This window comes from Neobacillus vireti, assembly GCF_036962345.1.
Taxonomy (GTDB): Bacteria; Bacillota; Bacilli; order Bacillales; family Cytobacillaceae; genus Neobacillus; species Neobacillus vireti_A.
In genome coordinates, this window is the sequence record NZ_JBALNB010000014.1 from 18,530 (window position 1) to 43,139 (window position 24,610).

At 38.5% G+C, this 24,610-nt stretch carries 28 protein-coding genes; 12 read left to right on the top strand and 16 right to left on the bottom strand.

What is annotated here, in order from left to right:
- Positions 1-72 precede the first annotated feature (72 nt).
- The 5 genes from V7108_RS17220 (at position 73) to V7108_RS17240 (ending at position 3,703) form a co-directional block, all read left to right on the top strand.
- Entirely contained in the window at positions 73-1,650 is a 1,578-nt protein-coding gene (locus V7108_RS17220; protein ID WP_335509866.1) for a GMC family oxidoreductase, read from the top strand.
- A gap of 145 nt (positions 1,651-1,795) precedes the next feature.
- Positions 1,796-2,314 (top strand): DUF1259 domain-containing protein, encoded by a 519-nt coding sequence (locus tag V7108_RS17225; RefSeq protein ID WP_335568941.1) that lies wholly within the window; start codon positions 1,796-1,798, stop codon positions 2,312-2,314.
- A gap of 279 nt (positions 2,315-2,593) precedes the next feature.
- Positions 2,594-2,923 (top strand): hypothetical protein, encoded by a 330-nt coding sequence (locus tag V7108_RS17230; RefSeq protein ID WP_335568942.1) that lies wholly within the window; start codon positions 2,594-2,596, stop codon positions 2,921-2,923.
- Between the two features lie 63 nt (positions 2,924-2,986).
- Complete coding sequence (locus V7108_RS17235) at positions 2,987-3,277, top strand: hypothetical protein (RefSeq protein ID WP_335568943.1); 291 nt, start codon at positions 2,987-2,989, stop codon at positions 3,275-3,277.
- 60 nt (positions 3,278-3,337) lie between these two features.
- Positions 3,338-3,703, top strand: coding sequence for a hypothetical protein (locus tag V7108_RS17240; protein WP_335509635.1), 366 nt, complete (start codon positions 3,338-3,340; stop codon positions 3,701-3,703).
- A gap of 46 nt (positions 3,704-3,749) precedes the next feature.
- On the opposite strand, the gene V7108_RS17245 is transcribed toward V7108_RS17240, so the two are convergent.
- Both V7108_RS17245 and V7108_RS17250 read right to left on the bottom strand, forming a co-directional pair.
- Complete coding sequence (locus V7108_RS17245) at positions 3,750-5,159, bottom strand: SpoVR family protein (protein WP_335509633.1); 1,410 nt, start codon at positions 5,157-5,159, stop codon at positions 3,750-3,752.
- An 88-nt stretch (positions 5,160-5,247) separates the two neighbouring features.
- Entirely contained in the window at positions 5,248-6,237 is a 990-nt protein-coding gene (locus tag V7108_RS17250; protein ID WP_335509631.1) for a M14 family zinc carboxypeptidase, read from the bottom strand.
- A 150-nt stretch (positions 6,238-6,387) separates the two neighbouring features.
- Between V7108_RS17250 and V7108_RS17255 the strand changes: the two genes are divergently transcribed.
- On the top strand, positions 6,388-6,642 hold the full coding sequence (locus V7108_RS17255; RefSeq protein ID WP_335509629.1) for a YhdB family protein: 255 nt from the start codon (positions 6,388-6,390) through the stop codon (positions 6,640-6,642).
- A 106-nt stretch (positions 6,643-6,748) separates the two neighbouring features.
- Here the strand turns inward: V7108_RS17255 and V7108_RS17260 are convergent, their stop codons facing one another.
- From V7108_RS17260 to V7108_RS17270, 3 genes are all read right to left on the bottom strand, one after another.
- A complete protein-coding gene (locus V7108_RS17260) occupies positions 6,749-7,471 on the bottom strand; it encodes an SDR family oxidoreductase (protein WP_335509627.1) in 723 nt (240 codons plus the stop codon).
- A 44-nt stretch (positions 7,472-7,515) separates the two neighbouring features.
- Complete coding sequence (locus V7108_RS17265; RefSeq protein ID WP_335568944.1) at positions 7,516-9,258, bottom strand: phospho-sugar mutase; 1,743 nt, start codon at positions 9,256-9,258, stop codon at positions 7,516-7,518.
- A gap of 146 nt (positions 9,259-9,404) precedes the next feature.
- Complete coding sequence (locus V7108_RS17270; RefSeq protein ID WP_335509624.1) at positions 9,405-9,791, bottom strand: YhcU family protein; 387 nt, start codon at positions 9,789-9,791, stop codon at positions 9,405-9,407.
- Positions 9,792-9,927: 136 nt separating this feature from the next.
- Between V7108_RS17270 and V7108_RS17275 the strand changes: the two genes are divergently transcribed.
- Positions 9,928-10,845 (top strand): RluA family pseudouridine synthase, encoded by a 918-nt coding sequence (locus tag V7108_RS17275; protein ID WP_335509622.1) that lies wholly within the window; start codon positions 9,928-9,930, stop codon positions 10,843-10,845.
- Positions 10,846-10,878: 33 nt separating this feature from the next.
- On the opposite strand, the gene V7108_RS17280 is transcribed toward V7108_RS17275, so the two are convergent.
- A complete protein-coding gene (locus tag V7108_RS17280; protein WP_335509619.1) occupies positions 10,879-11,139 on the bottom strand; it encodes a GlsB/YeaQ/YmgE family stress response membrane protein in 261 nt (86 codons plus the stop codon).
- 324 nt (positions 11,140-11,463) lie between these two features.
- Here V7108_RS17280 and V7108_RS17285 point away from each other — a divergent pair, with 324 nt between their 5' ends.
- From V7108_RS17285 to V7108_RS17295, 3 genes are all read left to right on the top strand, one after another.
- Positions 11,464-12,078, top strand: coding sequence for a DUF47 domain-containing protein (locus V7108_RS17285; protein ID WP_335509617.1), 615 nt, complete (start codon positions 11,464-11,466; stop codon positions 12,076-12,078).
- An 11-nt stretch (positions 12,079-12,089) separates the two neighbouring features.
- Positions 12,090-13,082: an inorganic phosphate transporter gene (locus tag V7108_RS17290; RefSeq protein WP_335509615.1), complete on the top strand. Its 993-nt coding sequence runs from the start codon at positions 12,090-12,092 to the stop codon at positions 13,080-13,082.
- A 110-nt stretch (positions 13,083-13,192) separates the two neighbouring features.
- Positions 13,193-13,768 (top strand): YitT family protein, encoded by a 576-nt coding sequence (locus V7108_RS17295; RefSeq protein WP_335509613.1) that lies wholly within the window; start codon positions 13,193-13,195, stop codon positions 13,766-13,768.
- 52 nt (positions 13,769-13,820) lie between these two features.
- Here the strand turns inward: V7108_RS17295 and proC are convergent, their stop codons facing one another.
- From proC to deoC, 3 genes are all read right to left on the bottom strand, one after another.
- Entirely contained in the window at positions 13,821-14,624 is an 804-nt protein-coding gene (gene proC, locus V7108_RS17300; RefSeq protein WP_335509612.1) for a pyrroline-5-carboxylate reductase, read from the bottom strand.
- A gap of 66 nt (positions 14,625-14,690) precedes the next feature.
- Complete coding sequence (locus tag V7108_RS17305) at positions 14,691-14,861, bottom strand: XapX domain-containing protein (RefSeq protein WP_335509610.1); 171 nt, start codon at positions 14,859-14,861, stop codon at positions 14,691-14,693.
- A 21-nt stretch (positions 14,862-14,882) separates the two neighbouring features.
- Positions 14,883-15,557 carry a deoxyribose-phosphate aldolase gene (gene deoC / locus V7108_RS17310; protein WP_335509608.1) on the bottom strand — a complete coding sequence of 225 codons (675 nt, stop codon included), beginning with the start codon at positions 15,555-15,557 and terminating at the stop codon, positions 14,883-14,885.
- A 189-nt stretch (positions 15,558-15,746) separates the two neighbouring features.
- On the opposite strand from deoC, the gene V7108_RS17315 reads away from it, so the two are divergent.
- Positions 15,747-17,924: an MMPL family transporter gene (locus V7108_RS17315; RefSeq protein ID WP_335509606.1), complete on the top strand. Its 2,178-nt coding sequence runs from the start codon at positions 15,747-15,749 to the stop codon at positions 17,922-17,924.
- Positions 17,925-17,960: 36 nt separating this feature from the next.
- On the opposite strand, the gene V7108_RS17320 is transcribed toward V7108_RS17315, so the two are convergent.
- The 6 genes from V7108_RS17320 to V7108_RS17345 all read right to left on the bottom strand — a co-directional run bounded on the left by V7108_RS17320 (position 17,961) and on the right by V7108_RS17345 (position 21,755).
- Positions 17,961-18,302 (bottom strand): cupin domain-containing protein, encoded by a 342-nt coding sequence (locus tag V7108_RS17320; protein ID WP_335509603.1) that lies wholly within the window; start codon positions 18,300-18,302, stop codon positions 17,961-17,963.
- A gap of 148 nt (positions 18,303-18,450) precedes the next feature.
- Positions 18,451-18,999, bottom strand: coding sequence for a 2-oxoacid:acceptor oxidoreductase family protein (locus V7108_RS17325; RefSeq protein WP_335509600.1), 549 nt, complete (start codon positions 18,997-18,999; stop codon positions 18,451-18,453).
- Between the two features lie 7 nt (positions 19,000-19,006).
- Complete coding sequence (locus V7108_RS17330; protein ID WP_335509598.1) at positions 19,007-19,753, bottom strand: thiamine pyrophosphate-dependent enzyme; 747 nt, start codon at positions 19,751-19,753, stop codon at positions 19,007-19,009.
- On the bottom strand, positions 19,750-20,814 hold the full coding sequence (locus V7108_RS17335) for a 3-methyl-2-oxobutanoate dehydrogenase subunit VorB (protein WP_335568945.1): 1,065 nt from the start codon (positions 20,812-20,814) through the stop codon (positions 19,750-19,752). Before V7108_RS17335 ends, V7108_RS17330 begins: the two co-directional genes overlap by 4 nt.
- 19 nt (positions 20,815-20,833) lie before the next feature.
- Positions 20,834-21,064 (bottom strand): 4Fe-4S dicluster domain-containing protein, encoded by a 231-nt coding sequence (locus V7108_RS17340; protein ID WP_335509595.1) that lies wholly within the window; start codon positions 21,062-21,064, stop codon positions 20,834-20,836.
- Positions 21,065-21,083: 19 nt separating this feature from the next.
- Positions 21,084-21,755: a hypothetical protein gene (locus tag V7108_RS17345; protein ID WP_335509593.1), complete on the bottom strand. Its 672-nt coding sequence runs from the start codon at positions 21,753-21,755 to the stop codon at positions 21,084-21,086.
- A 204-nt stretch (positions 21,756-21,959) separates the two neighbouring features.
- Here V7108_RS17345 and V7108_RS17350 point away from each other — a divergent pair, with 204 nt between their 5' ends.
- Complete coding sequence (locus tag V7108_RS17350) at positions 21,960-23,078, top strand: metallophosphoesterase (RefSeq protein WP_335509590.1); 1,119 nt, start codon at positions 21,960-21,962, stop codon at positions 23,076-23,078.
- A gap of 42 nt (positions 23,079-23,120) precedes the next feature.
- On the opposite strand, the gene V7108_RS17355 is transcribed toward V7108_RS17350, so the two are convergent.
- The gene (locus V7108_RS17355; protein WP_335568946.1) at positions 23,121-24,608 is read right to left on the bottom strand and encodes a UxaA family hydrolase; all 1,488 of its coding nucleotides are present in this window, start codon (positions 24,606-24,608) and stop codon (positions 23,121-23,123) included.
- Positions 24,609-24,610: the final 2 nt, after the last annotated feature.

Sequence of the window (24,610 nt, forward strand, 5' to 3'; positions counted from 1 at the left end):
TAGACCTCCCTTGAGCTTCGTTTCCCCTATTTTGCCGTATCATAGAAAGTTGATAAAAAGAGGGATGTTTATATGGAAAAAAGTTCAACAAACATGTTTGATTTTATCGTCGTTGGAACGGGTCCTGCTGGTGCAGTGATGGCTAAGACACTTTCTGATGATAAACAAACGTCGGTGCTAGCTTTAGAGGCAGGAGAAAATAATGATAGGGATAAGCCGATTAAGGATTCTAGATTTGCTCCAGAATTAGAGGAACAATTTTTCGCGCAATATTTTTGGCAAGGAGAAGGTGTACCTCAACCAGGAGTAGATAACAGAACCTTTGAATGGACCACCGGCCGGCTTTCTGGTGGCGGTTCATCTATTAATGGAGAACAATATGTTAGACCTACACCTTCTGTTTTAAGAGATTGGCAAATGCTCTTAGGACCACTCTGGTCACCTGAAAAAGCTATACAAACCTTTAAACAGTTAGAAAATTTTCGTGGTAAAACAAATAGCCCAGAATTTCACGGTTTTGATGGGCGTTTGAATATCAGGCAATCCCCATTAAATCCTCCTAATATGACAAAAAAGCTGGTTTCAGCAATGGAACAAGCAACTGGTTTTCATAAAATACTTGATTATAATGACCCCAAAACCCCTATAGGTCCTTTTACTCGCTGGCAACTATTTCAAAAAAACAATGGACAGCGTGAGAGTTCATCCACTGCATTTTTGTCTTCAGACATTATGATTCCTAAAGGAATTGGTGTAAATGGGCGTAAATTAAGAGTGGTGTTTAAGTCAACTGCACTACGTATCTTATTCGATGGCAAAACCGCAATTGGTATTGAATTTCTAAGTGAAGGGAAAAAAGTACGTGCATTTGCCCGTAAAAAAGTGATTATATCAGCAGGCATAAACAGTGCCCAACTTTTAATGTTATCGGGGATTGGACCAGCAGACGATCTTCACCAGGTAGGTATTCCTGTTGTATTTAATAATCCAAATGTAGGTGAATTTTTAACCAATCATACTTTAAATACAGCTACATTTACGGTAAATCGGAAAGATATTCCAGAGCTGCAAAATGACCCATTCGCTCTTTATACAGGCGGTGCTTTTTTGCCTAATCCACTTAACAGCAAAAATGACAGACGTCGTGGTGTACAGTTAATAGGGATATTTTCGGAAGGAAGTTTAAATATTGCTATTTTATTTTTACAACCTAGAAGCCGTGGAAGAATTGAAATTCAAAACAATGATCCGTTAAAAATTGTACTTGCGGATGAAGGTTTTCTTGATAACCGTTATGACATGGAGGTAGTTAAAGCAATATATAAAACTTACATTACAGATATTGCCGACAAACTTTCAAAAATTGACCCTAATTATCAGCTGGTTAGTCCCACTCTTGAAACCATTGAAGACGATGAAGAACTGGAAAACTATATAAGAGAAAACTTCGACCATAACCACCATCAACAAAGCTCACTACGTATGGCACCTTTTAATCGCGGAGGGGTAGTTGATCGCTTTGGTAATGTACATGGAGTTGATAATTTAATTGTTGCCGATGCTTCTATCATACCGTTTACAGTCGACGGTAACACTTCTGCAGCCGCTTACCTAATTGGATATACAATAGCGAAACACCTAACACAGTAAAATAACATTGGTGATATACTACTTTTGAAAATACCTTATAGCCATTTTTCGAAAATAGTTGTTTACCAACGGTTTAATGCCTATTCCGATTTTTCATTACTGAATAAACTGATTAATAAATCTTTTGGACAAGGAGGTGATTTTAGTGAGTAGAAGAGCGTATGATTACTCAGGAAATGATAATTACTCAAGAGATTTTGATTTTGACCAGAATATGGATCTAGATTCAAGAAAAAGACCTTCAAATGATAGAAGAAATATGGATAAAAAAAGTAATACCTCAACTTGCCAACAACTTGCAGATATTATTGGAGGAGAGGTTATTACTGCAGCTCCTGCCTGTGTTGTGCAACGTCTTCGTAACATTGATGGTACTATTTTAGGCCGCCGCACCCGATCCCCACTTGCACTTCCATTTGCATTATCCTTTGAAAATAACATTGACGGAAGAACGCTGAATCTAGGAGAAACAGTTATCCTTCAAAAAGAAATTAATCCTTTCCTAACTGCGTTGCGCAAGAGAGGCATTATTGTAACTGCATTTCATAACCATTGGCTTTTTGAGAATCCAAGATTAATGTATATGCACTGGGAGAATGTTGGAGATCCGTTTAAGTTTGCAAGAAACAGTTTTGAAGCCGCTAGAGAAGTTGGTTTGATTTAAAATCAAAGCCATTTGTGACGATTATTATTCTATCTCACAAATGGCTTTAAATATTTTATCCCTATAATATCTTCCATAGCTTATGTAATAGCTACCAGTACTAAATATATAGAGATCATTTTTAGTCATTACAACGGTTTCCTTCAACTTCATGCGATGACCTTTGCGAAGAGTTTTCACCAAATAAAAAAAGGTGTTTGTCCCTCGGTAATTTGTCCATTCCCTTACTCCATTTGAAGAATAAACTATTTAACAGGTAAAGGAAAAGGGGTGGATTAATTGATTAGAAGAGAATTTGATAATCGGGGAAATCAAAGTGGGTTTAGAAGCTCTAAAAACAATAACAGCAATAGCAGCAATAACACTAACATAGATATTGATGTAGATACCGATTTCGAAAACGATGTTCGCAACCGTTCTGAATCAGATGCAAATGCAGACGTACGTAATACTGACAGAAATACAAATGTTGCTAGAGCAACTGTCAACGATTCAGGAAATGCTCGGGTTGATGTTGTATTAAACAGCCGCAGCAATGCTCGTGTAAGAACTGATCAAGAGCAAGACAATGAGCAAGACCAAAATACCGATTTGGATATAGATTTTTAAGTTATTTTATTTATATTTCTTAAACTCTTTTACAAAATTTATAATTTTAGGGGGATTACCAAAATGGCAAGAAGAAATTCAGGAAGAAACCGCCGTAATAACACAAACACAAACGTTAATGTGGATGTAAATACTGATTTTGAAAATGATGTTCGCAACCGTTCAGAATCAGAAGCAGATGCGGAAGTACGTAATACTGACAGAAATACAAATGTTGCGAGAGCGACAATCAATAATTCAGGAAATTCTCGTGTAGATATTGCACTAAATAGCAGAAGTAATGCTCGAGTAAGATCGGATCAAGACCAAGACAACGATCAAGAACAAAATACAGATGTGGACGTTGATTTATAATAAACCATTGAGGGTGGGATAAATGTATTCCACCCTTATAACAAGGGTGGGTGGGAATTAATGGAAAAACACAGAGGTAGAAACGGGTATATCCCTTCTGGCTGGCAAAACTCAAGGATGAATAATAACAACACCTCTGAATCTCTTGCTTTCGAAAAAGATGATGTAAGGATTAAAAGTGAAAACATTAACACGATTGGACAAAGTGGTAATTCCGATGTAGATGTGCAAGTTGACGTATTTGTTGATACCACTCCAATTGCATTTGCCATCCTTACTTCCCTGCTCGCAACCAAACAAATGACTGTGGAAGAGTTTAATGAAGCAGTAAGGCGTCTTGAAAAACTTACCCAAGACCGGGATTTTAATGTTACTTCATTTGTACCTAATAACATTTCTGACGTAAAATTATTCAAAAGAAATTAGAGAAGAGTGGAATAATTTGTTCCACTCTTTTAAGTTTTGATATCGTCTATAGGTATTTCCGATGGACACCTTTTCCATCATAGGAAAATAACATTCTTCTCTCTTCAATCAAAGTTTCAATGTGAACAGGTCTTCCCCATAATTGTTGAATATAGGGTAATACTTTTTCAAGGTATTTAACATCTAATTCGACACCCTCATACCAATGTTTTAGATAAAGCTCGCCATTCTTTAAAAAGTCACCGTCATTGACAGTAATGTATGGGAACCCTCCATTTACCCGCATATTTACTAACTGATCACGTACTTGTTCCCATTGTTTATCCACTATTTTGTAATCCCTTCCCTGCTTTTGAAAAAGATACATATCTTCTCTCATGACAAGGTCTTTATTTAAATAATTGCGTAAAAACGAGATGTCTGATTCAACCTCTCGAACTTCAAACATTTTTTCCCGACCAGAACCAGGTGCAACCCCTCTTTTAATCATTTCATCGGTTGGATTATTATAACGTTCTTCAATGTCTTCAAAGATTTTAATACCTAGGTAGTACGGATTGATTCCTGTTTTTGATGGCTGAACGACTCCGGCATTTAACTTTGCAAATTCAATCGCTTCACCACTTGTTAAGTCCATCTCCCTGATAATTCGTTGGTGCCAATAGGATGCCCAGCCTTCATTCATGATTTTCGTTTCAAGCTGCGGCCAAAAATATAGCATTTCTTCCCGCATCATCGTTAAAATATCTCGCTGCCAATCCGTCAGCTCTCTGCTATACGTTTCAATAAATAAGAGTAGGTCCTTTTCGGGTCTTGGTGGAAATTGTTTTTTTCTAGGCTGAGCCGGCGCCTGTTTCCCTTTATCGTCTAACTTCCATAAATCATCATATGGAGTGGCTGTTTGCTGGACTTCTTCTTCAGCCTCATCTTCAAGTGACCAAGCAAGCTTAGGTCTCATCAGTGAAGGATCAATATGTTCATCAATAGCCAGCACCGCATCGAGAAAAGTCTCCACTTCCTTTTTACCAAATTGAATTTCATAGCGGCGAATTCTCTCTGCTGTGGCGGCCATACTTTCTACCATATCCCGCTTGGTATTTTGGAACCGAACGTTATTTTTAAAGAAATCACAATGGGCAAGTACGTGCGCAACGATTAATTTATTTTGGATGAGTGAATTGGAATCTAATAAGAATGCATAACAAGGATTGGAATTTATAACCAACTCATATATTTTACTTAGCCCTAAATCATAATGAAGTTTCATCTTATGAAACTGCTTGCCAAAGCTCCAATGAGAAAATCTAGTAGGCATACCATAGGCACCAAACGTATAAATGATTTCTGCTGGACAAATTTCATACCGCATAGGATAAAAATCCAAACCAAAGCCTCGTGCAATTTCAGTTATTTCACTAATTGCGTATTCAAGTGCTTTGCGATCGTCCCCATTCATCGCCATTCCCCCTTTACCTCTTACCACAATGTATGAAGTAAATATTGGAATGATGAAACAAGATGTAAAAAACAACAAGTCTACCCACTTATTTTTGCTTTTGAACAAGTTTTTTTGCTTCTTCGGCCAAGGTTAGTCCCACATATTTATTTCTCTCCCACTCTGATTCAAAGACATCAAGCGGAGGGGAAGTTTCTCCAACAAGCGGGCTAATTTCAATCGTCATGGCAGGGCGATGGTATTTTGTAATAAACCAGTCGGTAAAACCTCCACCAGTAGCTTGTTTAGGCGGTTTAGCTAGTGGATACCCCGTCAGTTTTGAGATTCTTGCCGCAACCTTCTTGTCGCGTTGAAGGTGCCTGCCATTTTTGTAATTCCAAAAAATCTCTCTGCCAGATGAGTGATAGGCTATGGCAATTTCCGGATTCACCTCGTCAATGAAGTTAGTTAAGTATATTACCTCTTTAGCAACTAATGGCCTTCTCCCCTTGTAAAATTGGTAATTAGGATATGTAGGTCCATCCTTCAGCCCCTTCCACCCCGCTGGATATTGTCGATTTAAGTCAATTCCAACTCCATTTGCTTTCCACCGTTCAAAGTTCTTTAAATCATCATTCATACGTAACAGTTTCTTGGTAAATCTATTGGGAAACGAATCAAGTTCATTTTGTTGGATGGTGACACCGTCAGGATTTAGCATAGGAATAAACCAGATGGATACATCATTTAATACATCTGTTGAAAAGGATCCAAATTTGACTTTTCTATGATAAGCGTCAGCATACTCCTCAAGTTTCTTTATTAATAGCATGCTTGTAATCCATTCACGCCCATGGTGGGCCCCAATTAATACAATATTTTTCTTTCCTTTTCCAAGCTTAATCGCGTAAATATTTCTTCCAAAATGAGTTTCCCCAATTTTTTTAACTTTTAATGCACGATATTGATGATTAATTTTCACAATATCTTCTTTCATTCCTTCATATGTATAAGGTTGTTTTGTATCAAGAATTTTCGCATGCGCAATATGTTCAATCTGGAAGGATACAACCAACAAAATGGAGAGTAGCTTCTTCATACTGCCTTCCTTTCGAAATGAATAATTTTGCTTTTATACAGGTAAATGTTGAAAACCGCTATATAACGGTTTGTCCAACATTTTCTGCGAAAGTTATCTGCAAAATATCATAAAATAAATTCAACTCCTAGTAAGGAGGAGACAAACCAAATGAATAAAATGGATTATGATCGAGCTTTGTACTATACACATCGATCTCAATGGGATAATTTACTGATACTCATGGTACGAACGAAAGATCAGTTCTTATCAAAAAGGATAGAGCAATTCCTGCATGCCTATCACTTTGAACGTGACTATTCAGTAATTGAAAAGAAATTATATTCACTGCTCCGTTATATCGACCATGCTAACGAAAACAGTGATCCTGATAATAATGAGTTACCGATGTATAGTCTTTCCTGAAAAAAACAAGTGGATACCATTTTTGTTGAGAAATACTTAACCGGACCAAAGAATTCCACCAAAAAAACGGCTTCCTAACTGGAAGCCGTTTTAAAAGTTCTTTATATTAAGCAATGGGATATTGTTGAACAAGCGGATGAAGGACAATTTCATCGATAAGCATATACTTCGGTGCTGAAGCCATATAGACAACCGCATTTGCAATATCTTCCACTTTCAGCCAATCTTGTTTCTCCGGTAAACCTTGTGTAGATTCAGCAAAGTACGTATCCACCATACCGGGGTTGATCGTCCCTACACGGATACCATATTCACGAACTTCTTGTGCGACAGAACCAGAAAAGCCTTGAACCGCATATTTCGTTGCGGTATACGCTGCTCCGTTGGGAATCGTATATCTGGCTACATCTGAAGCAATTGAAATAATGGTGCCTGATTTGCGCTCTTTCATATGAGGCAGGACAGCTTTCGTAGCAAGAAACACACCTTGGACATTTACTTCAAACGCCTTTTTCCATTCCTCCAGCGTTACTTCCTCTGTTAATTTAAAAAATCCAATACCAGCATTATTAACCAAAAGGTCCACCTGGCCATATTCTTCGATGGTCTTTTTTACTACTTGCTGTAAGTCTTCTTCCTTTGAAACATCAGCTTGAATCGGCAATATATGTGGAAAGCCCCTTTTCTTAAGTTCATCAGCTGTTTCTGATATTTGTGCCGAACTCCCAATAATTGCTATCTTCATTCCTTGCTCCGCAAGTTTAACCGCAATTTCTTTACCAATACCTCTAGAAGCACCAGTTACAATGGCGATTTGATCCTTTAGCATGTTGTTCTTTCCTTTCGTGATGAAGTACTTAACTGCGTCGCAAATTAGTTTCCTGTGACCATTTTAATTTTTTCGTCAACCAGTCCCATAAAGTTCTTTTCAATTTCCTGTAACTTGTTTCTGCTTTCCTCTAAGCTTACACTATTTACTCCAAAATAGAATTTAACTTTTGGTTCCGTTCCGGATGGTCTCAAGCAAACCCATGATCCATCAGTAAAAGTATATTTTAATACATTCGACTTTGGTAAATCAATTTTTTCCTCACCATTTGCTGTTTGGCGGATACCTGTGAGGTAATCCTCTGATAACGCAATAGTTAAATTTCCAAGGTTCTTGATTGGCTCTGAACGGAAAGAAGCTAAAATGCTTTGAATCTGTTCAGCCCCTTCTTTCCCTTTTAACGTTAACGATCTTAGGCCTTCCTGGTAATAACCATACTTTTCAAATACCTGCAGTAAGCCTTCATAAAGTGATTTACCTTGTTTTTTATAATAAGCGCAGACTTCTACTGCTAAAACAGCTGCTTGAACTGCATCCTTATCCCTTGCAAAATCTCCAATTAAATAACCATAACTTTCTTCATAACCGAATAAGAAAGAATACTCACCAGTTAATTCATACTCCTTAATCTTTTCAGCAATAAATTTAAAGCCTGTTAACACATCAAAAGTAGGAATTTTGTATGCTTCAGCAATTTTTCTGCCGATTTCCGATGTCACAATCGTTTTTAGTACAGCTCCATTTGATGGAAGAGTACCTTTGCTTTGTTTTTGTGTCAGGATGTAATCCAACAATAAAGCTCCTGTTTGATTTCCTGTTAACACCACATACTCACCTTCATGGTTTAGAACAGCGATTCCCAAGCGGTCTGCATCAGGGTCTGTTGCGATTAATAGATCTGCTCCCACTTTTTTACCGTCCCGAATCGCTAATTCAAAGGCAGCATGTTCCTCAGGATTTGGACTTTTCACGGTTGAAAATTCGGGATCTGGCAGTTCCTGTTCTTTGACAACGGTTACGTTGGTATATCCCAATGCCTCTAAAGCTGCACGAACAGGTTTATTCGCTGTTCCATGCAACGGTGTAAATACAATCTTCACATCAATTTCTTTTGAAATCGATGGATTTTCTGAAATGGTTTTTAATTTTTCGTTATAAGCTTGGTCAATCTCTGCACCAATGGTGTTAACTAACCCAAGGGCTCTAAGATTTTCCTCAGTGTCAACCTCAATTATCAATTCATTCGCTATTTCGTTCACCTTCGCAATTACCTCGTCAGCTGCCTCTGGCGGCAGCTGACCGCCGTCAGATCCATATACTTTATATCCATTATATTCTGGCGGATTATGGCTTGCGGTAATAACGATCCCAGAAAAGGCATTCAAATACCTTAATGCAAAGGATAGTTCTGGAGTTGGTCTTAATTCATCGAATACATATGTTTTGATCCCTTTAGAAGCAAGTGTTTTGGCAGCCTCCATACAAAACTCTGGAGATTTATGTCTTGAATCGTATGCAATGACGACTCCACGTTGTTTTGCCTCACTGCCTTGTTCATCTATGTGCGCAGCTAGTCCAGCGGAAGCTTTGCGAACTGTATATAGATTCATCCGATTGGTACCAACACCAATTTCCCCTCTCATTCCGCCAGTACCAAACTCAAGATTTTTATAAAAAACTTCTTCAAGTTGTTTTTCATCGTTTTTGATTTCCTCAAGCTGCTGCTTTAGCTCTTCATTTAAAGCAGGAAACCCCATCCACCTGTTTGCATTTTCTTTCCAACTCATGATTTTTCCTCCTTGTTCCTTCCATACTTAATTATTGTTTGTTTCTCCCAAAAAACTTACACCTACTTATTGTATATTGTATCTTTAGTAGTTCCAAGGATAAATTAATAAAAAAATGCCTGCAATTGCAGACATTTTCCTCTAAATTATATAAGTAACTCATTAGCGGCTTTGATATAAACACTAAATACACTGTTTTTCATATTTTTTGCTTCAACGAATTGCTCAAACTCAAACGGAAAGAAAAGACCGAATTCTTGTAATGTGGAAACATTCTTATTAAATAATGCTTCATATTGATCATCTAATGTTGGAGACTCCAATATCGAAATTACAGTTTGCATACTTGTCATCACTTGAAAAGCATCTTTTAATGTATTAAAGTCATCTGGAGTATGCAATACTTTTAATTCTTCAAATTCACTAATTTCCTTATCCGTAAAGTAGAGTGGAAAAACAGTTGAATAGATATACCTCACAAGTCCACTAATTTCTTCTTCCTGACCCGGCGTCGAGGCAAAGACAATTTTCACTTGTAACCCACCTTTGCGATAACAATAATCTATCGTAATATATATACATAAGAATAGCATATAAAAAGTAAAATTCACGGTGGTAATTATAACCACGTCAAAACTTGCAGGGGTATCCCAGGAAAAAGGAGTAAAAATGCTTACATACACGCGAAAAGGCAATTGGATGGAAATTATTACACCAAGAAAATGGGAAGGAAAAACACTTGAAGATATCTTTCGAACGGAATGGCAGGTCCCGAAGAAACTTACTCATCATTTCCGCATGGAACAAAGCCTATTAGTAAATGGAAATAGAGCGAATTGGAATTTACCACTTACAATAGGAGATAAGATTCTTATTAAATTATTTGCTGAAGAAGAGCAAAATACTATACCTGCCTTCGTTTATGATGTACAAGTTTTGTTCGAAGATGACCATGTTATTGTTTTTAATAAACCACCTTATATGAACACTCATCCGAATGATGATTCTGATACAAACTCACTTGTAAATGCAGCTCAGTTCTATGCCCAATCAAAAGGAGAAGTTATGATGGTTCGGCAGATACATCGATTAGATAGGGATACATCCGGTGCTATCCTTTTTGCAAAACATGGATTAGCGGGTGCTATCTTAGATCGAATGCTTGAGAAGCGCGAAATAAAAAGAACCTATCTTGCCCTCGTCCAGGGTCACTTAAAGAAGAAGAAGGGGACAATAATAGAGCCAATAGGACGAGACCGGCATCACCCGACTAGAAGAAGAGTATCTGTGACTGGGCAAGAAGCTAAAACACATTATCAGTTTCTCAAAGAAGATCATGGGGATTGTTATGTAAAATGCTGGCTAGATACCGGAAGGACCCATCAAATACGTGTCCATTTTAGCCATATCGGCCATCCCTTAGTAGGCGATCGATTGTATGGGGGCAAACCACTGTTTAAGCGGCAGGCACTGCACGCCGCAAAATTGGAGTTCCCCCACCCTATAACGGGTGAAGAAATTATTTGCTATGCCCCGTTTATAGATCAGCCCCCTATATTTAGAGGAATCGATGTCTATCGTATTTAATGCAAAAGGCCCCCCATTTTGGGAGGCCTTTGCTTATTTATCTGTCTGTTTTCTAAATGCCCTCATAATTAGTGATAACAGGAAGACCAACGCCACAGATCCGACAATGGCGGGGATAATCGCAAAATCTGCAACCACAGGTCCCCAATCTCCTAATAATGCAGTACCTAGCCAAGCACCTACAAACCCAGCAATTATGTTACCGAAAATACCACCTGGAATATCTCTACCTAAAATAAGACCAGCTAACCATCCAATAACGCCTCCGACGATTAATGACCAAATGAAACTCATTCAGAACACTCCTTTTTAAAATCATTACTTTAATGACACGGTTTATTATTGATAAACATTGCTGCCGTGTACCCTTAAAATACCCAACATTTGAATTTCCATACAAAGGATTATTCTTTGTTCCGAAAAATACATAATAATATTTGGTCAGGTAACATTAATGAAATAAATAATAATCTATATTGATAGACTGAATTAACAGAATTTTCTTTTGTTAAGTTTTTGTAAATTAGGTTAATTTTTTGTGTTTTTTCGTTCTTTTTCCTATAAAATGTTGTCCGTTGGTCTAATAATTTTTACATACTATTTAGGGGGATTCATACAATGGCGAAAAAAGTAGATAAATTTTCTGGTCTTTTACGTAATATTTCTTCTAATTTAACCGAAGGCGCAGATTACTTTGCTGATTATAAATTAAAAAATGTTAGTGACTTGAAAATTTTCTCCGAAAAGATGAAAGAGATTGAAACGAAAGGTGATTCTTTTGTTCACGAAGTAATTAAACAATTAAATGATGCCTTTATCACCCCTATTGAAAGGGAGGATATTCTTCACCTAGCTAATAGTATGGATGACGTACTAGACGGATTGGAAGCAACAGCTGCATTATTTGAAATGTATTCCATAACTAAAGCGGATGATTTTATGCTTCAGTTTGTTAGCGCCATAAAATCCAGTGTTCATGAAATTGATAAAGCGACTGATTTGTTAGCGAATAAGAAATTACCTCAAATGAGGGAGCATGCAATAAAAATAAAAGATTACGAATCAAAGTGTGATAACATTCTACGTCAATCGATTAAGCATTTGTTTACAGTAGAAAAAGACCCAATTAGAATTATTCAGTTTAAGGAAATTTATGAAAATCTTGAGGATATCGCTGATAGCTGCCAGTCAGTTGCGAATACACTTGAAGCCATCATCATGAAAAATGCCTAAGGAGCAAACAAATGGATATATTAATTATTTTAATTGTCATTGGTGCCCTTGCATTTGACTTTATTAATGGGTTCCATGATACAGCAAACTCAATCGCAACCTCCGTTTCAACAAAGGCTCTAAGACCGCGGCAAGCTATTCTCTTAGCAGCAATCATGAACTTTGTTGGGGCAATGACGTTTACAGGTGTCGCAAAGTCAATTTCAAAGGATATCGTGGATCCTTTTACGCTTGAAAATGGATCACTGGTTATTCTAGCCGCATTACTCGCAGCTATTTTTTGGAATCTATTGACTTGGTACTATGGAATCCCAAGCAGCTCCTCTCATGCTATTATCGGTTCTATTGCTGGTGCTGCGCTAGCTTCTGCAGGTTTTGGTGCACTTAACTATAGTGGATTTTTGAAGATCATCCAAGCGTTAATTATTTCACCACTTTTAGCTTTTGCTGTCGGTTATATTGTTTACAGTATTTTTAAAGTGGTGTTTAAAAATGCAAATTTAGCGAAGACAAACCGGAATTTCCGGTTTATGCAAATTGCTACCGCTGCACTTCAATCGTATTCTCATGGTACCAATGACGCTCAAAAAGCGATGGGGATCATCACTATGGCACTAATTGCGAATGGTTACTTAGGCGGTAATGCTGAAGTTCCATTTTGGGTACAGTTCTCCTGTGCGCTGGCAATGGGACTAGGTACATCTGTCGGTGGATGGAAAATTATTAAAACCGTTGGCGGTAAAATCATGAAAATCAGACCTATTAACGGTGTAGCAGCGGACTTAACTGGTGCAGCTGTTATCTTTGGTGCAACCTTCTTACATGTACCAGTTAGTACAACACACGTTATTTCTTCCGGTATTTTAGGGGTTGGTTCGGCACACCGCATAAAAGGAGTTAAGTGGGATACAGCGCAGCGGATGCTGATAACTTGGGTGATCACTCTTCCAATATCAGCTGGAATCGCAGCCATTTCTTATTTCATCTTAAACCTGTTTTTTTAGCATACTACTTTAAAAGAGGATGGTTTTCCCATCCTTTTTTTATTTTCGGCACTTCTAAATGGAAATCCTCTTCATATTTTTTATGGAGGGACAAGTTTGGAGTGAGCGAAATGAAACAAAAAATAGCCGCCATGCTGATTGGCAGCTTATTATTAAGCCTTGGTGTCAATGGTTTTCTCGTGCCTTATCATCTTTTAGATGGCGGCGTGATTGGTTTAGGATTAATTATTCATTATTTTTATGGATGGCCGACAGGGCTGAGTATGATTGTTTTAAGTCTTCCTCTCTATATCTTGGCATGGTTTTATGAAAGACGTTATTTTTATTACAGTCTGCATGGATTAATTATTTCCTCTTTCTGTATTGACCTGCTATCCTTTATAAATGGAAAAATAGAGGTTGGCATTTTTCCTAGTACAATCATTGGAGGCATTCTTGTAGGAGTTGGAATCGGGCTCATGCTGCGCTACGAAACGAGTACGGGTGGAACTGATTTACTTGCCCAGATACTAACGAAATTTACCTCCATTAATGTTGGAGTTATCATATTTTTAATTGATGGTCTTGTCATTACAAGTGGAATTCAAGTAATTGGATTAGAGAAATTTTTCTACTCTTTATTAACGATTATTTTTGTAGGCTTAATGACATCTCTGACAGTGATTAAAAAACCCCAAACTTATTAATGTAAAAGGAAAGAACCTACTCCATTGTAGGTTCTTTTCCTATTAAACATCGTTAAGTTAGTGATTTTACTTTTTTTGTACAGCTTTCCATCGCTTCGAGGATGGAACCGCGGAACTGCATTTTCTCAAGGGTGGATACGGCTTCAATTGTTGCTCCCCCAGGGGTGCAGACATTATCTTTAAGGACTCCTGGGTGTATTCCCGTTTCAAGAACCATCTTAGCAGCCCCAAGTACGGACTGTGCTGCTAGACGATACGCTTTATCCCTTGGAATACCTTGGAGTACACCACCGTCTGCTAGGGCTTCAATGAACATATACACATATGCAGGTGACGAGCCGCTTATCGACGGAATACCATCCATTAATTTCTCTACGATTCTTTCAGTCTTACTAAAGGTATGAAAAATCTGTTCTACTTCCACTATTTCATTTTCACTCAATACATCATTTGGACAAATTGCACTCATCCCCTCACCCACTAATGCTGGGGTATTGGGCATAGTCCGTATCGTTTTAATCCGAAAACCAAATTCACGTTCAATATCTGCTAATGTAATCCCTGCAGCAATCGTAATGATTATTACATCGGGGTTAATCTCGTTACGAATCTCAGCTATGACCTTTGAATGTAAGTCAGGTTTTACAGCAAGAAAAAGAATATCTGCAAATCTTGCCACTTCTTTATTATTCGTAGTCGCTGCTATTTGGCAGGCGGTTTTTATCTTATCAATCGTTTCTTCAGAAATAGCACTTGCCATAACATTTTCTCTTGCTATTTGATCTGTTTTTAGCATGCCTTCAATCATAGCTTGTGCCATTTTCCCTGCACCGATGAAGCCGATCTTCCTATTCACCAAGCTCACCCTCCAAAAGTATTAAAAATAGAGACAGGGATCACAGCCTGTCTCACGTAAAAAACTTTATTTATTGAAAAAACTAACCATCCAATTGGCAATAACGCCTCCAAAATAAACACCAAAAACCCCAACTACTGCGGAAAATACTGGAGGGGCCGGTAATGGCAGCCTCATAAATTTAAATATGATTCCTACAATTAATCCAGCAATTAGTGCCAATACTACTTCTTTCATTTTTATCCCTCAAATCGTTAATTAATAATTACTTTGAGAAATTTCACCTTTACTAATCGATACTCCAGAACTTGCACCAATACGAGTAGCTCCTGCTTCGATCATAGCAAGTGCATCCTCACGGCTGCGAACGCCTCCAGAGGCTTTCACACCAATATTTGGCCCGACAGTTTCCCTCATTAAACGAATATCTTCAACTGTAGCACCGCCTGTAGAAAACCCAGTAGAAGTTTTTACAAAATCAGCCCCAGCGTTAACGGAAAGTTCACATGCTCTAACCTTTTCCTCGTTCGTTAAAAGACATGTCTCAATAATAACTTTTGTTAATGCTTTGCCTTTCGCTGCCTCAACAACTGCTTTGATATCCCTTTCCACTAAATCATCTTGTTTATCCTTGAGTGCTGCAATGTTGATCACCATATCGATTTCATTCGCACCATTTTCAATCGCATTTTTTGTTTCAAATGCTTTCGTTTCAGATGTAGATGCTCCCAAAGGAAAACCAATTACGGTACATACTTTTACTTCTGGGGTTTCTTTAAGCATATCTGCTGATATTTTTACCCAAGTTGGATTCACACATACGGAAGCAAATGAATATTTCTTTGCCTCTTCTACTAACTTCACGATTTCTTCCTTGGTTGCATTCGCTTTTAATAATGTATGATCAATCATTTTAGTTATATTTTGAGTCATATTTTTCATCCTCCATATTTTAGAAAAGCATAAATTTTATGGTTAATATTCACAAATGTAACTATAACAAAACGGGTAAACAATTGTAAATTAGTTATCGAACTAATGTAATATTCAAATTCTTTTCCATGAACTGGTTCTGATATACTAGTGTAGGGAATCAAAACCTATGATAAAGGAGGGGTAAATTTGGAGAGACTAGGGGGATTCACATACCGTTATCGGAAATGGGTACTAGCCCTTTGGGTAGTACTGATTGGGTTATCAGTGGTTTTTGCATTAAAATTACCTGCCGTTTTAAGTGGAAATGGCTTTGAATATAAAGGTGAATACAACGAAACCAGAATGCTCCTTGAAGAGGAATTTGGACAAGCCAAGTCATCCATCATCCTTGTTTTTGAAAAAGAGCAAACTGTTAACAAAACAGACTGGAATCAATTTATCAATGATACCTTTGAGAAATTAAAAGAGTTCGATGGTGCTAAAAGCATTACCAGTCCTTTAGACAGGGACGGAATGATGAAAGGTGAAATTGCTTATGGTCTGATAGCTTTTGATAAAAAAGCAGAGGATCTCGAAGAGGAAATTGATCAATTAAAAAAAATACTGAAAAACAAACAGGGACTATCTGTTACGATGACGGGTGAGCCGATTATTGTTCAAGATCTAAATATCGCAAGCCAAGAGGATTTAGCAAAAGCAGAAATGATTGGATTACCCATTGCCTTGATCGTGTTGGTCCTTGCATTTGGAGGGTTAATTGCTGCCTCTATTCCAATTGTAATTGGTGTGTTATCCATTTTAACTACAATGGGTGTTGTTTTCTTTTTTAGTTATGGCACCGATTTGACGATCTTTATTTTAAATATTGTCCCGATGATTGGGCTCGCCTTAAGTATTGACTTTGCCTTATTATTAATAAACCGCTACAAAGAGGAATTACATACCAAGTCGATTGAAGAAGCGATTAAAATTAGCGTCGCAACCGCTGGACGATCCATTATCTTTTCAGGTCTTTGTGTTTTTATTGGCTTATCCGCTCTCTGGTTCATTCAAATTGATATCTTTCAGAATGTTGCATTAGGCGGGATGGCCGTTGTATTGATTTCGGCCTTTTGTGCTTTAACCTTTCTTCCTGCCTTGTTAGCGGTTATCGGTACAAGAATTAACAAATATAGCATTCTTCGTTTCAAGGATACAAAAACAAGTATATGGCATAGGTTTGCCAAGTTAGTCATGAGGCACCCCGTTGTTATGGCAGGGTTATCTCTGGTTATTCTTCTAGCAGGACTTGTTCCCGTTGCCCAAATGACTATGTCAATTCCAGGAACAGAATCCCTTCCTGAAAAATATCCATCTAGAATAGCCATCGAAGCCTTTGAAAAACATTTTATCCCGAAAGACAAACGAACTGAAAACAAAGTTTCAATTGTTATAGAAACGCAAGGTAATATGATTGAAACCAGCAATCTTGAGAAAGTAAACAGATTTCTTGAGAAACTTTCGAAGGATAAACTTGTTGATACGATTGATTCTCCTTTTTCTGCAACGGGAGTGGACGACACGTCAATTTTATCGCAATTGCTGCGTTTTGGTCCAAAAGAACAGACAGCACCGATCCTTGATTACTTTGTCAGAGATAATAAAATGCTGGTTGACGTGTATTTAAAGACTACTGATCATTCTGCTGAAGCGAGACAATGGGTCCGTGATTGGTCATCAAATGGAGATGAAAAACTAACGACCCATTTCGGTGGAGCAATTAAGTTTGAACAAGAAATCTTCGATGAGATATTTGAGAAAGCACCATATGGTTTATTATTAATTGTTGTCTCAACCTTCTTCATTCTCATGGCTGCCTTTAGGTCCATTCTCATTCCACTAAAGGCGATCGTAATGAACATCTTGAGCCTGAGCTGTACATTTGGAATTGTCGTCTGGATTTTTCAGAAGGGGCATTTTGGAGTAGAGCCTGTTGATATCGCCTTGATCTTACCAGTGTTTGTGTTTACCCTTGTCTTCGGGCTTTCAATGGACTATGAAGTATTTTTAATCTCGAGAATACAGGAATTTTACTTAGAAACTGGAAATAATACGGAAGCTACCATATCCGGGTTGACGTACACAAGTAAAATCATTACCTCTGCCGCAGCGATTATGATTGTCGTAACAGGAGCTTTTGCCTTTACAGGAGTTATGCCGATTAAACAGCTTGGCGTCGGCATCGCAATTGCCATTTTCATTGACGCCACCATCGTTCGAATGGTCCTCGTTCCGGCGTTGATGAAGTTGTTAGGTGACTGGAACTGGTGGTTCTTTGGAATTAAATATAAAGGTAAAACAAAGAATACAAAGAAGCCAGCATGATTTAAGCTGGCTTTTTCTGTTTAGATCGCTTACTTACTAGATATTTTTAGCATATTCTTCACTTGGTACCTTACTTAAAACTACATATAAGCTTACGGGTTCAGTGCCTGTATGGTTAAAGGCAAGTTCTTCTTCTCCACCTACATGAACTAAATCCGCTTCAGATATCACGGTTTCCTGACCATCAATGATGAGTGTACCGCTTCCTGTTACTACATATAGATATAATTCAGTACCAGGGTGCTTATGCACCGGAAGCTGCTGTCCAGGCATAAAGTTTAACACAAACGCTGTTGTTTCCCCTTTTTTGTAGATAATTCGTTTTGTAAATCTCTCTTCATTAAATTCCTGGTAGGCTTTTACCGAATTTTTTTCCATCCTAAATTCCCTCCTAACGTTGTCTTACTTATATCTTAACTGAAAATTATTTTCAATTAAGTGAAGCGTGTCACTGTTTATTCTTTCTTACATTTCCCTGAACAAACCATAAATAAGCCAGCCTGACAAACTGTCTGGCTGGCTTATCTCACTTTACCGTGACCGAAACCATTGCTGCTCCCTTACGCAGTGCTTGTTTGTTGACTTCGATTAAATGATGCTTGTCTTCTGACAAGACTTTCTTCAATGATTCGATGATGGAGTCACAGGTAACCACTTTTGTAAGTTCGATAAATGCTCCTAATAAAATCGTGTTCGCGACCCGTGCATTTCCAAGGTCCGCTGCTATATCGGTTGCAGTTATTTCAATTATTTCGACATCGCTTCGGTCTGAAACCCTTGTAACTAATGAGGAATTAATAATCAGTAATCCCCCTGGCCGTACACGGTGCTCGAATTTTTCGAAGGAAGGATTATTTAGAACGATCGCAGTCGAAGGATTTGTGACGAGTGGCGAACCCACGGGTTCATCGGAAATAACTACCGCACAGTTTGCCGTACCGCCGCGTTGTTCTGGACCATAGGAAGGCAGCCAGGATACCCCCTTTCCTTCAAGCATCCCCGCATAGGCAATCAACTGACCCATCGACATAACTCCTTGTCCGCCGAATCCTGCAATAATTATTTCTTGCAACATTGTTACTTCACACCCTTCTGTTTTTAAAAACACCTAGAGGGTAAACCTGGATCATGTTTTCTTTTACCCATTCAAGGGATTCGTAAGGATCAAGTCCCCAGTTTGTCGGGCAGGTCGATAATATTTCAACCATTGAAAAGCCAAGACCATTTCTTTGTGCTTCAAACGCTTTCCCAATTGCACGTTTTGCTTTTTGAATATGTGGTACATCATGTGTTGAGACCCTTTCGATGTAGGCAGTTCCATCCAGTGTTGCCAACATTTCACAGACTTTAATCGGCAAACCCTGAACACTTTCATCACGCCCCAAAGGGGTTGTTGCTGTTTTTTGTCCAATCAAGGTTGTTGGTGCCATTTGTCCGCCTGTCATTCCATAAATGGCATTGTTAACAAAGATAACCGTAATCTTTTCCCCTCGAGCCGCAGCATGAATGGCCTCGCTAATGCCGATGGAGGCAAGATCGCCATCACCTTGGTAGGTGAAAACAAAGCGGTCTGGCAAAACCCTTTTCACACCTGTAGCCACAGCTGGTGCTCTTCCGTGTGCAGCCTGTGTCATATCACAGTTAAAGTATTCATACGATAAAACCGAACACCCAACAGAGGCAACTCCAATCGTATCTTCTAAAATATCCATTTCTTCTAAAACTTCACCAACAAGGCGATGAATTACACCGTGAGTACAGCCAGGACAATAATGTGTAGGGGTATCGGTCAAACCGCTTGTCTTTTTGAAAACTGTCTTCATCGTCATACGGTAATCACTCCCGTTACACTCAAAATCTTCGCATAAATCTCTTCCTGCGTTGGTACAACTCCACCTGTCCGTCCATAAAAGTCCACCTCTGCATGACCGTTAACAGCCAATCTTACATCTTCAACCATTTGCCCAGTACTCATTTCCACAGAAATATATCCTTTTACTCTATCTCTTGTTTCCAGGAAAGGTTTTTCAGGGAAAGGCCAAAGTGAAATCGGCCGGATTAATCCAACTCTTATGCCTTGCTGCCTTGCTTTATTAATGGCATTCATTGTAATTCTGGCAACTGTGCCAAAAGCAACCAAAATATAGTCCGCATCATCCGTTTTATAAGTTTCGAAGCGAACCTCATTTTCTTTTATTCTTGCAAACTTTTTCTGTAATGCCTCGTTACGCATTTCAAGCGCTTCTGCATTAAGCTCAAGCGAGGTGATAATCTTAGGAGGACCGTCGCCGCGGGTCCCAGTAGTTGCCCAATTCTTATCCGGAAGTTCAGATTGGGCCTCTTCTTCAAATTCTACTGGCTCCATCATTTGTCCCAGCATCCCATCCCCCATCAGAATCACAGGTGTTCTGTAGTGATCTGCAATATCGAATGCTGCACTCGTCAATTCGACAATTTCTTGTAAAGAGGCAGGTGCCAACACTGGGATATTGTAGTCACCGTGACCACCTCCTTTTGTTACCTGGAAGTAATCAGATTGGGCAGGCTGGATATTACCTAAACCTGGACCACCTCGAACAATGTTTACAACCACGGCAGGAAGCTCCGAACCTACCAAATAAGAAATCCCCTCTTGTTTTAAACTAAAGCCAGGGCTTGATGATGAAGTCATCACCCTTACACCTGTTCCTGCAGCACCATATACCATATTGATAGCGGCAATTTCACTTTCAGCCTGCAGGAAAAGCCCCCCAACCTCAGGCAGTCTTCTCGCCATATAGGCAACCAGTTCGCTTTGCGGTGTAATTGGGTAGCCAAAAAAGTACTTACAGCCTGCTTGGACAGCAGCTTCTGCTATTACTTCATTTCCCTTCATTAATACTTTCCCCATAAAGAAGTCTCCTTTCACGTTAAACGGTTTGCAATACCTTTACCGGTCTGTATACCGATATCACAGTATCCGGACAAATTTGTGCACATTTTGCACAGCTGATACAATGCTCCTGATCGGTTACCGCAGCCGGACGGTACCCTCTTCTATTCAAATAGTCTGCGAGAAAAATAACATTTGCCGGGCATACCTGTACACAAAGCCCACACGATTTACACATGTCCTCATGAAAAACAACCTTCTTTTCCACCTGATTTCATCTCCTATCCTTACCAAGGTACTCTCATAAAACGTTTGATAAACATGACTGGATGATTTATCGCAAAACTTTCTGCTTCCTTTTCTAAGTCGACAGAAATAGTTGTACAAACCAGTGGTATTGAAATCACGTCAGATATTCTGACTCCCAACTCATAACCCTTAAGGATGTCATCCATGCTCGTTTCATTCCCAATATTGGAATTGTTTATGACTCCAGTCACCTTTAGTCGCGATGCCTTTTCGATTTGTTCAATCGTGTAACTCGCTCCTTTCAAGGTGCTGACATAGGGACGATTCGCATTTAAAACAAATAACAGCTCAGGTTCTAATGACTTCCATTCATGATAATATTGCCCTAATACTTTGGCTCCATCTATGTCACCACCTGCGTCAATTATTAATCTATAGCGATCGTCATGTAATACACGATAGATTTCACCAGATACAATTGGTAGATCTGAGGCTGCGAGGCGGTTATGAGGGGCAATTAAATCTACGTCATGCTGCAGAAAAATATCGGATACATCTCTTGAGCGAAAATAAGGGTTAATAATATCTAAGTCATTAATAGCTGTTTTCTCATATAGTTTCTTTTCCTTTAATGCTAAATTAATAGCGATTTCAGTTTTCCCACATCCAAAATGTCCTGTGAGAATAATAATTCTTTTATGTAATTCCAATGGAATGAACACCTCCGCCAGGAATTTTTGTAAACACTTACAACACTATCACGTACCTAGCCTACTTTTATTATAAATGACTTTTTCACCCAACTGTGTTGACCAATGTCACAATTTAATGAAAACGAGTCTTTTCTAATGTATCAACCGAAACCATCTGCCAAATAATACATATAATTAGAAGTTTAGAGGAGGCTCTCATTAGTGAAAATTAAAAAGTTTTTCCCATTACTCTTTCTTCTTACAGTAAATTGGACTTTATTTCCTTCCATGATGTCCGCAGAAACCACTAAAGCAGACAACAATGGAATAATCGATTTACGCATTCTTGAAACAACTGATTTACATGCTGCTTTAGTAAATTATGATTATTATCAAACAAAAACGGACAACAGTATTGGACTTGTAAAGACCTCTAGCCTTATCCATCAGGCAAGAAGTGAGGCAATGAATTCTCTTTTGTTTGATGATGGTGACCATTTAAAAGGGAACCCCCTTGGTGAATACTTAGTACGGATCAAAGGTATTCAAAAAGGAGACATCCATCCCGTTTACCGTGCCTTTAATTACTTAAAGTATGATGCCATTACAATCGGCAATCATGAACTAAATTATGGGTTAAAATTTCTAAAAACAGTTTTGAAGGGGGCTAAAATGCCAGTTGTTAATGCAAACGTTTATTCAGCAATTAAAGCCAAGCCCTACTTTAAGCCCTATGTCATTTTAAAAAGAAAAATGGTTGATAAACAAGGGGCAGCCCACAATATAAAGATTGGTGTCATCGGTTTCATGCCGCCGCAAATTATGAAATGGGACAAAGCAAACCTAGAGGGTAAAGTGATAGCCAGGCCAATCGTGGAGACAGCCAAGGAATTTGTACCAATCATGAAGGCTGAAGGTGCGGATATCATCATTGCCCTTGCTCATACGGGAATAGATAGTGAGCCTTACCATCCTGAAACAGAAAACGCAGTCTATTACCTAAGCGAAATAAAAGATATTGATGTAATATTGGCCGGACATTCTCATAGCGTATTTCCCGGAAGCACCTATAAGGATTTACCAAAGACCAATATTAGTGAAGGGAAAATTAATGGAAAACCTGTAGTCATGGCAGGTGCCTTTGGAAGCCGGCTTGGAATCATTGACCTTCAGCTTGAGGCTAATGCTGGAAAGTGGAAGATCCTAAAAAGCACCTCATTTACTAGACCTATTGCCGATGAAAACGGAAACCCACTTGTGAAAACTGATAAAAAGTTATATAAACTGATTAAACCAGAACATCAGGAAACCGTTGACTTCTTAAAAAAACTTGGTATATAGAAAAACGATAGGTCTTCGCTGACCTATCGTTTTTTACTACTCCTATAAAGTAACTCCTGTTTTAAAAATAGCTATCTCTCTATAATCATTTTTTTCGTTATTTACTAGTTCGCCGCTTGCCACCTGGATAATATACTCAATAAATTCTCGTAATACTACATCTGGCTCCTTCTCCAACAGCACGCCTGCATTAAAGTCAATCCAATGCTGCTTCGCCTCGTATATTGGTGTATTAGTGGAAATCTTAACTGTTGGAACAAAAGCTCCAAATGGTGTTCCGCGACCAGTTGTAAATAGAACGAATTGACATCCTGCTGCAGCTAAAGCGGAAGATGCTACAAGGTCATTTCCAGGGGCACTTAATAAATTTAGACCCTTCTGTTTAATCATTTCTCCGTATTTAAGGACATCCATTACTACCGATGTACCTGCTTTTTGCGTACAGCCAAGTGATTTATCCTCGAGGGTAGTAATCCCGCCAGCTTTATTTCCTGGAGATGGGTTTTCATACACTGGTTGATTATTTTGAATGAAATATTCCTTGAATTCATTAATTAATTCAACGGTTTTTTCAAATACTTTACCATCTGCGGCCCGTTCCATCAAAATCGTTTCAGCGCCAAACATTTCAGGTACTTCTGTCAACACCGTCGTTCCGCCTTGTGATACCAAGAAATCTGAGAATCTTCCTAATAACGGATTTGCGGTAATCCCTGAAAATCCATCCGAACCACCGCATTTTAAACCAACCTTTAGTTCGGATAGCGGCACTGCTTCCCGCTTGTCATCCTTTGCATTCTCATAGATTTCCTTAAGCAGCTTAACACCAGCTTCAATTTCATCCGTCACCTCTTGAGAGACTAAAAACTTTACTCGATCTTCATCATATTCTCCCAAGCTTTCTTTGAATTCATATAAATTGTTGTTTTCACAACCAAGACCCAGTACTAACACTCCACCGGCATTTGGGTGTAGCACAGCATCCCTAAGAATTTTCTTTGTATTTTCATGGTCGTCACCTAACTGTGAGCAGCCATAATTGTGTTTTAGGACAAGGACATTTTCGAAAGGACTAATATCGCCTATTTCTTTTTCAAACAGCTTAATCATTCTTTCAGCCACGCCATTTACACAACCTACTGTTGGCACAATCCACAGCTCGTTTCTTATTCCTACATGCCCATTTTTTCTTTTGAATCCTTTGAATGTTCGGTTCTCTTTTTCATATTGAGTGGTGTTAAGCCTTTGATTATATTGATATTCCTGGATACCCTCTAAATTTGTCTTCGTATTATGGGTGTGAATATGTTCCCCCACAGAAATTCCTTTGATGGCATGCCCAATCGGATAACCATATTTAACAACATGCTCATCTATGTCAAAGTTTTGAATGGCGACCTTATGTCCTCTTGGCACATCTTCCTTTAGCGTGATTGTTTCCCCATCTACAGTAAAAGTTTGACCTTCTTTTAAATCTTTTAAGGCAACCACAACATTGTCTTGATTATGGATCTGGATGATATCCAACATTC